11 protein-coding genes and 1 pseudogene are annotated in these 10553 nt (G+C 57.9%); 10 read left to right on the top strand and 2 right to left on the bottom strand.

All coding sequences use genetic code 11. The features are described from left to right. Both AC1DO7_RS37410 and AC1DO7_RS37405 read right to left on the bottom strand, forming a co-directional pair. Window positions 1-780 (bottom strand): CaiB/BaiF CoA transferase family protein (locus AC1DO7_RS37410; RefSeq protein ID WP_477117310.1); only part of this gene is annotated, 780 nt, incomplete at its 3' end. A 100-nt stretch (window positions 781-880) separates the two neighbouring features. Beyond that, window positions 881-1831 (bottom strand): LysR substrate-binding domain-containing protein, encoded by a 951-nt coding sequence (locus tag AC1DO7_RS37405; protein WP_441622070.1) that lies wholly within the window; start codon window positions 1829-1831, stop codon window positions 881-883. Between the two features lie 134 nt (window positions 1832-1965). Here AC1DO7_RS37405 and AC1DO7_RS37400 point away from each other — a divergent pair, with 134 nt between their 5' ends. The 10 genes and pseudogenes from AC1DO7_RS37400 to AC1DO7_RS37355 form a co-directional block, all read left to right on the top strand. Beyond that, window positions 1966-2667, top strand: coding sequence for a glutathione S-transferase N-terminal domain-containing protein (locus AC1DO7_RS37400; protein ID WP_477117309.1), 702 nt, complete (start codon window positions 1966-1968; stop codon window positions 2665-2667). 12 nt (window positions 2668-2679) lie between these two features. After that, complete coding sequence (locus AC1DO7_RS37395) at window positions 2680-3966, top strand: CaiB/BaiF CoA transferase family protein (protein WP_477117308.1); 1287 nt, start codon at window positions 2680-2682, stop codon at window positions 3964-3966. Between the two features lie 17 nt (window positions 3967-3983). Further along, the gene (gene gorA, locus AC1DO7_RS37390) at window positions 3984-5324 is read left to right on the top strand and encodes a glutathione-disulfide reductase (protein ID WP_441622076.1); all 1341 of its coding nucleotides are present in this window, start codon (window positions 3984-3986) and stop codon (window positions 5322-5324) included. A gap of 64 nt (window positions 5325-5388) precedes the next feature. Further along, entirely contained in the window at window positions 5389-6354 is a 966-nt protein-coding gene (locus AC1DO7_RS37385) for a tripartite tricarboxylate transporter substrate-binding protein (protein WP_441643536.1), read from the top strand. 59 nt (window positions 6355-6413) lie between these two features. Continuing rightward, on the top strand, window positions 6414-6719 hold the full coding sequence (locus AC1DO7_RS37380; RefSeq protein ID WP_441622079.1) for a hypothetical protein: 306 nt from the start codon (window positions 6414-6416) through the stop codon (window positions 6717-6719). Window positions 6720-7439: 720 nt separating this feature from the next. Continuing rightward, entirely contained in the window at window positions 7440-8408 is a 969-nt protein-coding gene (locus AC1DO7_RS37375; protein WP_477117307.1) for a hypothetical protein, read from the top strand. Between the two features lie 40 nt (window positions 8409-8448). Beyond that, window positions 8449-9030, top strand: a complete 582-nt coding sequence (locus AC1DO7_RS37370; protein ID WP_441622083.1) for a UGSC family (seleno)protein — start codon at window positions 8449-8451, stop codon at window positions 9028-9030. Between the two features lie 2 nt (window positions 9031-9032). After that, a complete protein-coding gene (locus AC1DO7_RS37365) occupies window positions 9033-9365 on the top strand; it encodes a thioredoxin family protein (RefSeq protein WP_441622084.1) in 333 nt (110 codons plus the stop codon). 173 nt (window positions 9366-9538) lie between these two features. Next, a pseudogene (locus tag AC1DO7_RS37360) lies at window positions 9539-9700 on the top strand (acyl-CoA dehydrogenase); the annotation flags it as partial. A 17-nt stretch (window positions 9701-9717) separates the two neighbouring features. Further along, on the top strand, window positions 9718-10553 hold an 836-nt coding region (locus AC1DO7_RS37355; RefSeq protein WP_477117306.1), incomplete at its 3' end, for a CaiB/BaiF CoA transferase family protein.

Raw genomic sequence — 10553 nt, 5'->3', positions numbered from 1 at the left:
GCCAAGAGTCACCCAACCATCCGCACTCTTGTACGCATTGAAGGGAGAGAATCGCATGATTCGGTTACCCTGCTGAAACGAAAGGCCCAGCTCGCGATAGCAATCGAGCGGCTCGTCCAGGATCAAGGACAGCAGGCAGTCGGCCATGGAAACATCCACAGACTGTCCTGCACCGGTTTGCTGGCGGTAGTTCAATGCCGCCACAACTCCGAATGCCGCGAAAAGGCCCGCGATCGCGTCCGAAAGCGGAGACCCTGTTTTCGTTGGCCCGGCGTCCGGTTGTCCCGTAATGCTCATTAGGCCAACGGCCGCTTGGACCATCAGATCATAAGCCTTGAGATGCTTTGCGGGTCCAGTAGACCCATATCCGGTCAGAGAGCAATAGACGACGCCTGGATTGACCTCGCGGAGCACTTCATAGCCGATGCCAAGTCGATCCGCGACTCCCGCGCTGAAATTTTCGACCACGACATCAGCGTTCCTGACCATGCGCATGAACAACTCCCTGCCCTCGGCATTCTTCAGGTTCAGGGTCGTAGACTTCTTTGATCGAGCCCGCTTGAGGTACGCGATGCCCATGTCAAGCTCTGAGCGCCGTTCGAATGAAACTCCTTGAGGGYCGGCGAAGGGCGGAGAAAACGCGGTTGGATCTCCGATCTCCGGATCGTCGATCTTTATGACTTCCGCTCCCAACCCGGCGAGGAAGAGCGTGCATTGAGGGCCGGAAAAGAACCTGGTGAGGTCAAGTACTTTGATGCCTTCGAGAATCCGTTTAGTCATGGGATACCGTTTGCCTGTTTAGATGCATGGGAAGTCTAGGCATGCAACGGGGTACCCGGCCAATAGGACTTTGTGGTAGCGGTATTGCGATTCCGTATGGCTATTCAATTTTCGAGGCGCCGGGCCATTCGCCTTCGGCCACCAGCTTCAGCGCAGTCTCCCGAATTAGTTCCATGATCCGGCGAGCCGCCGAACTTAACGGCATGATGTCGAACGTGCATAACGAAAGTCGCCGATGCAACGCCGCGTCGGTGATTCGCTGAATTGTCAATCCCTGGGTGCCTCCGGGGATCGAAGGCGACAAAATAGTCGACCCTACGCCACTTGCCACGACAGCGCGGATGGTGGCAAGTGAGTCCAGCTCCGCCAAAACAACGGGCTTTTCCCCCGCTGCTTCGAACGCTTCGTCAATGATTTGACGCGTGATGTTGGACCGACCAGGGAGTATTAGCGGTCGCTTTGCCGCTTCGGCGATGGTGACCTCCTCAGGCGGCGTACTGCCAGGCAGCTGGCAGGAAAGCAAAAGCAGGCGCTCGATGAGAAGCGGGGTAACCTCAAGGTGAGCGCCAAGTCTTGTTTCACATACCGCCCCCGAACCGTCCACGCGTTCGAACAAGAGGCTCATCTCGATCCGGCCGTTTACTACCAGTTCTTGTAGGTGCCCGCTCAGGCTCTCGGTGATCTGTAACTGAATATCGGGATACTGCACGGCTGATGCAGCGAGGAGTCTGGGCGCGAGGATGGTTGCGGCACTGGTCGGTAGGCCGACAGATACCTTCCCTTGCGGGTGCTCGCCCGCGTGCTGAACGTCACTTTTCATGAGATCGGCCTGGCGCAGCATCGCCCGGGCGTGGCGATAGAACACCTCTCCCGCCTCAGTTGCGACCACGCCGCGAGCGCTCCTGGCCAGCAACCTCACTCTCAGTTCGTCTTCGAGCTTGGCGATTTGCTGGCTGAGCGCCGGCTGGGCGGTGTAAAGATCGGCAGCCGCGCGTGACACGCTACCGAGCTCGACGATTCGTACGAAGTACTTTAGTTGTCGGAATTCCATAGCAGATTGTATAGCGTGGCGCCCATCGTGGGACTGCCATAAGTTTTTGACATGCCCCAAGCGGGACACAGTATTGGCGCGACGATCGTGACATTTCTAAGATGGCTCCATCAGTAACGAACCACCTTATCGAGATGATCGATCTTTACTTCTGGAGCACGCCGAACGGCTACAAGGTCTCCATCCTCCTTGAAGAACTGGCGATGCCCTACAGCGTCATACCGGTGCACATTGGCAAAGGTCAGCAGTTTGCACCAGAGTTTCTCGAGGTCAGCCCAAACAACAAGATTCCCGCCATTGTCGATCATGAAGGTCCTGACGGGCAGGCCATTGCGATGTTCGAGTCGGGTGCCATCATGATGTACTTGGCCGAAAAGAGTGGCTATCAGTTTAYGCCACAGGACACCCGGAAGCGATACGAGGTCCTGCAGTGGCTGATGTTCCAGATGGGCGGCGTCGGGCCCATGCTCGGCCAGGCACATCACTTCCGAAAGTATGCACCTGAGAAGATCGACTACGCCATCGATCGCTACACAAACGAGGCACGTCGTCTCTATACCGTCATTGACCGTCGACTCGCCGAGTCCGAATACCTCGCGGGCGACTACTCGATTGCCGATATGGCGACCTATCCCTGGCTGCGCGCACACAAATGGCAGGGCCAGGATATTGCGGATTATCCCAATCTCGAACGTTGGTACCAAGCAGTGCGTCAGCGTCCGGCCGTTCAGCGTGGGGTCGCCGTGCTGGCTGAGAAGGTCGACAAGACCGGTGCAAAGCCAAGCGGTGATCGGTGGGACAACTTGTTCGGCAAGAATCAGTTCAACTCGAGATAGGAGAAAGCTACCGTGCCACATACCAATACTCCAATGCTCACCGGATTTCGTGTGCTGGACATTACCCAGATCGTCGCTGGACCGACCTGTACCCGCATCCTCGCCGAAATGGGCGCAGAGGTTGTCAAGCTTGAACTTGCCCCCTTCGGCGACAGAACCCGTATTGGTGGGTTGCGTAGTCAGCAACCGGAGCACAAGCGCTGTTCCCAAAGTACCTATTTCGTTCAGCACAATCATTCAAAGAAGAGCCTTGCACTGAATCTCAAGAGTGCCAAGGCGCGAGAGCTGATTCTTAGGATGATCACGGAGTTTGATGTTCTCGTCGAGAATTTCTCCCCGGGCGTTATGGACCGTTTCGGGCTTGGATACGAGGTATTAAAGAAGATCAATCCTGACCTCGTGATGTGCTCCATCTCTCTTGCAGGACAAAAGGGTGTCCTGGCGAATAAGCCGGGATACGACTATGTCGCGCAGGCATATGCAGGTATCACGGACCTCATTGGCGAGGCCGAGGGAAGTCCCGCGCTGATCACGATGGCCATCGGGGATGCATCTACCGGTGTTGCCGCCGCCATGGCCGTCGGCTTTGCGTTGCTGCATCGCGAGCGGACAGGGGAGGGGCAATACATTGAGACATCGCTGCTCGATACGTACTTCAATATGCATGAAGTAGCCATTCCTCGCGTCAGCCTTAGGAAAGGCTACGAGCCCACGCGAACCGGTTCACAACACCCCGATGGAGGCCCGACGGGCATCTTTCGCTGTGGTGATGGCACGTACCTGACGTTGGCCACGCTCCCGCACYAGTGGGAACAGTTCGTATCCGCCTTAGGACGTCCGGATCTATTGACTGATCCGCTATTTTCCAGCGCTGCGCTCCGCCGTGACAACAACGAGCAGCTCAAAGAGATTCTGGAATCGTGGCTTAGTATGTTCCCTTCCAGAGACGCTGCAATAGATGCCTTGGAGCGCGAGCGGATTCCGTGCGCGCCGGTTCTAAGTCTTCGGGAAGCCATGAGCCATCCTCACTTGCAGGAGCGCGGTGTGGTTCGAACGGTGCGTGACCCGTACGTTGGAGATTTCCAGATTCCCGGCCCTCCGGCGCGGTTTTCCGCATGGGAGTATCCCGCCTCACTGAAGGCCGACTTGCTAGGGGAGCACAACGAACAAATTCTGAAGGACTTTGCGGGACTTGGAGAGGATGAAATTAGTGCCTTGTATGCCGAAGGAGTGCTTGTGCGAGACAAACTACTTGATCCATTGAGTGCGCCAATGGCAGAGGCGGAGATTGCGAGATAACCCCGGCGGATGACAGCATGGAAACCTTCGATTTGTTTGTTATCGGCGCCGGTTCTGGTGGCGTCAGGGCAGCACGTACGGCGGCAGCCCTGGGAGCCCGGGTCGCGATTGCAGAAAAGTCGCGCGTAGGCGGCACCTGTGTGATCCGCGGATGCGTGCCGAAGAAGCTCATGGTTACGGCCAGTCGATATCGGTCAGAAGCCAGAGACGCCATTGGATTTGGGTGGAACATCGAGAGTCAGGGACACAACTGGGCGGCTCTCGTAAACGGCATTGCCGATGAGGTAACCCGCCTCGAGAACCTGTACAGGAAGGGCTTAGATAGCAGCCAGGTCACGATCTTCGATGAAAGCGCGTCGATTGTGGACAGTGGACGAGTACGGCTTGCTTCAGGCAGGACGGTGCTGGCTACGCACATCATAGTTGCAACGGGAGCGGCGCCGGCGCATTTGGACTTCCCCGGTGCGGAACATTGCATCACATCAGATGACGTCTTCGCACTCCCAGAACTGCCGGCACGCGTCGCCATTATTGGTGGTGGCTACATCGCGTTTGAGTTTGCGGGGATCTTTAAGGGGCTGGGTGCCGATGTCGAGGTGCTTCACCGAGGTGCGACCGTGCTCCGAGGATTCGACGAAGATCTGCAGGCGGGTGTTATTGACGCGTACCGTGAGCAAGGCATCCGAATTCGATTGAACCGCTCGGTTCGGTCTATCTGCGCGTTTCCCGAAGGCTACCGCCTGACGGATCATGCTGGCGAAATCCTCGATTGCGATGTTGTGCTGAACGCAACTGGCCGCGTGCCCAATACCGCTGGCGCAGCAGGCGTGCTTGTGAAAAAACCGGGCGGTGCCATTGCAGTGGATGACCGATACGCAACGTCACTAGACAACGTATATGCCATTGGGGATGCGATTGGGCAGTTGAACCTAACGCCGGTCGCAATACGGCAGGGCCAGTGGCTCGCCGAGTCTCTGTTCGGTTCGACCCTGTCCTGCCCACCGGACTTCGGGCTGACGCCCACGGCCGTATTTTCCACGCCGGAGATCGCTTGTGTGGGAATGAGCGAGCGGCAAGCGCGCACTGCGTTTCCCGACATCATGGTCTACCTCACCAATTTCCGGCCGATGCGTGCGGCTCTCGCTAGAAGTTCTGAGCGCGTGATGATGAAACTGGTCGTCGACGGGAGCAGTGACCGGGTACTCGGCATACATATGCTCGGCCGTGATGCCGCAGAAATCATTCAAATGGGAGCTATATCGCTTCAGAATGGCATCACCAAGCGCGAATTTGATCAGACCGTCGCGCTTCATCCCAGCGTTGCTGAGGAGTTCGTCACCATGCGAAATCGTGACTAAAGACGTCACGGGGTGGCAGAAAAAATAGTCAATACAAAAAATATCTAATATTAGGAGACAGATCATGAAATACCTCGCCGCACTCGCCATAGGATGGGTGGCATGCAGTTCTTCGTTTGGAGAATCATTTCCTGCCCGGCCGCTAACATTGGTTGTACCGTTTTCACCAGGGGGCCCCACCGACGTGGTGGCGCGACATTTAAGTGCTGCGATGGGGCGCTCTCTCGGACAATCTGTGATTGTCGAGAACCGCGCAAGCACTGGCGGCATTGTTGGTTCGGAAGCTGTTGTGCGAGCCGAGCCGAATGGATACACGCTTCTGATTCACAACATCGGGATGGCCACGTTGCCATCGTTGTCGAAGAAGCTCCGCTTCGACCCGACCAAAAACTTCGAGTACATCGGTCTCGTCGCCGACGTTCCGATGACGCTTATTGCGCGTCCCGATCTCGCTCCTTCAGGTTTCGGCGAATTGCGATCCTATATCGCTAAGAATCAACGGAAGATCAATCTCGCCAATGCGGGGATTGGTACGGCGTCTCACCTTTGCGGGCTGATGCTGATGAGTCAGCTTCACGCCGCCATGACCAGCATTCCCTACAAAGGGGCGGCTCCGGCAATGGTTGACATCCAAGGTGGTCAGGTCGATCTCCTCTGCGATCAGGTCACAACAACGTTGCAGCCGATCAACACCGGACGTGTGAAGGCATACGGCAGCACTACGGCATCGCGACTCGCGGCACTGCCAGAGCTTCCGACGCTGCGAGAGCAGGGCCTGGGCGAGTTCGAGGTGACAGTGTGGCACGGAGTCTACGCGCCAAAAGGCACACCAAAACCGGTGGTAGCGAAGCTGGTCAAGGCATTGCAGGAGGCTGTGACAGATCCGGCGTTTCGCGAAGGTATGCAGAAGCTCGGCGCAATACCGGTCTCAGTTGATCGAGCCACACCAGAGGCTCTAGCGTCGAAATTGCGAAATGAGATCGCGAGGTGGACGCCGGTCATCATCCAAGCAAATGCGTTCATTGACTAGCCGTAAGCGCGCGATGCGGCGAAAGCGGACGGCGGCTTCAGGAATTGAGGAGACGAGATATGAGTGACGTCGAAGTCAGTACGCAGTGGACGTGGGCCAGCGTAGTACGACGTATTGCAATGGAGGCCGCCGCTCGGATGCTCTTCAAGCAAGACGCGCGGGACAGGGCAATTGGTGCTGCCGTCGCGGAGTATGCATGGGACTTGCGGGCGGCAAGGGAATGTCGTGGGACGCTCATGGAGGTTGAGTCCACTTGGATTCCGCCAGGCAAGGAACAATTGACGTGGGACGCGTCCGAAGAAATTCTGGATGCTGTAGCGGCTGCTCTGAATGACTACCGCAAGAATGGTCATGATGCTGATTAACGCTGTTCCTTAGATCATCGCTGCGGTAATGATGCCGGCCCGCCATAGTGCTTTGGATCGTGGCACATGTGAGCTTAGCGGAACTCGCGTGAGGCTCGGGGAGACCTGTGCCGAAGAAGGCAATGGCCGTTGCGCCATGTTGCGAAGTGAGGAAAATTATCTATCACAAATGCACTGCGCGCCGAGCAGAGCAGAGCGTACAAACCGCGTGTGCCAAACAGTTGAACACTACGGCCCTTCTTCCGGGGCCTCGATTGGCGGCCGGCGCTCGATCTCCGGATCGTAAGCCTATCGACACAGACTCCCTGGTCAGCACGCCGAGTGCGGCGCCGGTGAGTCGCCTCGGATCATTCCCCGATCCGTTCAGATTCCCGCATATCAGAATTGCCACGCAATTTCGCGCGGCGGTTGGCGTTGTGTCCAGGTTATCTTGCCCGCATTGTCCGTCGACCCCTCATGCGGTTTCAATTCGAAAATTAGAGATGTGCTGCGGATCCGTGCACATCTTCGCCAAAAGGCTTGCGTCAGTTCCAGTGCGTAAGGCGCCATTTTCCCCAATGCGGGAGTGCTCTCGGCTTACGCATCACATCTGCCATGTGCAGTGGACAATATATGCAAATAACGCAATCATAATTAGAAATAGTTTATTCTTGTAATGAATGACGGCTCGCCCCTATGCTTCCCCTACCGACACAACGATGTTTGATAGGAGTCAGAGCAATGAGCGCTGTAGAGCAAGAAGGGGCGGTTGTGAGCCGCATGCCGGCTGGCGTGGACCTGGTCGAATACTATTACGAGCGCGGTTTCAGCGACGGACTGCCGGTCGTTCCACCGACGCAGGAGAAGATTGATGAGATCGTCGCGCGCCTTGGCGGCGATCCAAAATTTGTCGAAGCTCGCATTGCGCCGCGCTGGGGCGAGCTGACGCGCGAAGTGCTGGCCATCAACATGGTAATGGCCGGCTGCAAGCCCGAGTACACGCCGGTGGTGCTGGCAGCGGTGAAGGCGCTGATTGATCAAGCCTTCAACCTTAACGGCGTGCAAGCGACTACCCATGTCCCCGGCGATCTGGACAAGAGCACGCTGGGCCATCCTGGCAAGTACACCTACTGCGTCGCCGAGAACGAAGCTCAAAGCCCCCTCGCACCGTATCACGTGGAACACGGCTACAAGCCGGAAGATTCGACGGTGTTCGTGATGGCCGCCGAGGCGCCGCACAGTGTAACCAACCATATCTCCAATGATCCGGAGGGCATTCTGGACACCATGTGTTCGGCGATGAGCACGATCGCCTCCAACAGTGCAGTGCTCGGCGGGCATATTGCGGTGGTCCTTGGGCTCGAGCACGCTCAGACCATCGGCAAGTACGGCTGGTCGCGCGCCGATGTCCGGAACTACCTGTTCCACAACCACGGCAACCGGTTTGTCGACCTGGCCTATGGTCATCGCTACGGCAAGGTCTACAACCGCAATCTGCCGAAATACTACAAGCGCAAAGACGAAACGCGCATCCCGATCATCCACAGCCCCGACAACATTCATTTGTTCGTGATGGGTGGTGAAGCCGGACGGTTCTCCGTGCTGATCCCTGGCTGGGGCCACATGAGCACGCCTGTTCTGCGAGCCGTTGAAGGCAGTGGTGCCGGCGACAACGGCGCCGAATGTGTCGGCGGTGCCTGCGCACTCTGATCCCCACACGCGACCGCCGCAAGAAAACTAGGAGATTTCCATGTTGATGAAGAGTGAAGAATCTACCGTCGAAGTGTTCGACCCGCGCGGTGCGCTGCGTTTCGACGATGCCCCCGTGTCCGAGCGTAAGAAGTCGTTGAAGAAGCTGCGTCTGGGCATCCTGGACAACTCGAAGTGGAACGCCAACAAGCTGCTGCGAGGCGCTGCGGCAGCGCTCGGCGAGGACATCGATTTCGCCGCGGTGAACTACTACGTCAAGCACAGCTTCTCGAAGGACGCCACGCCGGAACTGATTGCGCAGATCGCTGCCGAGAACGATGTGGTGCTGACTGCGATCGGCGATTGCGGCTCGTGCTGCTCGGCATGCATTCGCGACTCGATCGCGCTGGAAAAGCTCGGTGTTCCGAGCGCGGCGATCATCACGACCGAGTTCGTCCGTGAGACAGAACTAACCCGCCAGGCGGTCGGCATGAAGTCGCTGGAGCCGGTAGTGGTCTCCCACCCGGTCAGCTCCATCACGCAGGAAGAAGTCGCGCACCGCGTCGCGCAGATCAAGGAGCAAGCGCAGCAAGTGTGGCTCGGCACCAAGGAACCGCTGAAAACCAAAGTCGAGCTTCACTAATCATGAACGAAACCGTCCAAAGTTCCGGCATGCAGGACATCGAAGCATTGCTTGCGCAAAGCGATTCGCCTGTTCTCGTGGATTGCTATAGCCCGGATTGCAAGCCGTGTGCGGCCCTTGCCCCAGTGCTCGACGACGTCGCTGGAGCGATGGACGGGCGCATGATCGTGGAGAAGGTCGATGTGGTGGCAAATCCAGACGTTGCTGCCCGCTTCGGTGTCCGCGGTGTGCCGACCCTTCTGCTCTTCCAGGACGGTGCGCTCAAGGCCACGCGTACCGGTGCCGCGTCCCGCACGCAACTGGTCACTTGGCTTGCCGGCCAGCAGGTCTTTTGAGCCATGAGCGCGCACTTCAGTTGGGAAGATCCCTTGCTGCTGGAGGCTCAGCTAACGGGAGAAGAGCGCGCGGTTACTGACGCCGCGCGCGACTACGCGCGCGGTCGCCTTGCGCTGCGCATCCAGATGGCCTTTCGCACCGAGGAAGCGGACCCGGTTCTTCGGGGAGATGGGCCCGGACGGCTCGCAACATGTTTGGCGGCAATCGCATCAGCGACGAGTTCTGCATCGCGCGCCACATGTTGAACCTTGAGGTCGTCAATACCTGCGAGGGCGCCTACGACATCCATGCCCTGATCCTGGGTCGGGCGATGACCAGTCTTACCGCATTCTGATTGGAGGCTACGGAGCCATGGGAGCACTGTCTCATCTGCGTGTGTTGGATCTTTCACGCGTACTTGCGGGACCCTGGGCGAGCCAGATTCTCGCCGATCTTGGCGCGGAAGTCATCAAGGTCGAAAGGCCGGACACCGGTGATGACACGCGCTCTTGGGGGCCACCATGGGTGAGCTCTCCGGAGTGGAGCAACAACGAGCGCCAGTCAGCATACTTCGCTGGCGCAAACCGGAACAAACAGTCTGTCGCCGTTGATTTGAGCCATCCCCGAGGCCAGGCAATGGTGCAGGCATTGGCCGAGCACTGCGATGTGGTAGTTGAGAACTTCAAGGTCGGTGGCCTGAAGCAGTACGGCCTCGACTATGAATCGCTCCGCGAGATCAATCCAAGAATTGTCTACTGCTCGATCACTGGATTTGGGCAAACCGGTCCGTATTCGCACCGTCCAGGCTACGACTTTCTGGTGCAGGGCATGGGTGGCTTGATGAGCATCACAGGTCGGCCCGATGGCGAGCCTGGCGAAGGGCCGCTTAAAGTGGGCGTGGCGCTGACTGACATCATGACCGGTCTCTACGCCACGATTGGCATTCTCGCAGCCCTCGCACACCGCGAAACCTCGGGGCGTGGCCAGTATGTTGACGCGGCCCTGCTGGATGTCCAGGTTGCCTGCCTGGCGAATCAGGCCATGAACTTTCTGGCAAGCGGGGCCCAACCGCCGCGCCTGGGAAACGGACATCCAAATATCGTTCCCTACCAGGATTTCAGTACCGCCGACGGCCACATCATCATCACCGTAGGTAACGAAGGCCAGTTCGCCAGGCTCTGTGAGGTACTTGGGCAGCCCCTGTGGAC

This window comes from Cupriavidus sp. 05N40 (genome assembly GCF_056397305.1).
This window is presented reverse-complemented; position numbering and strand designations above follow the sequence as displayed.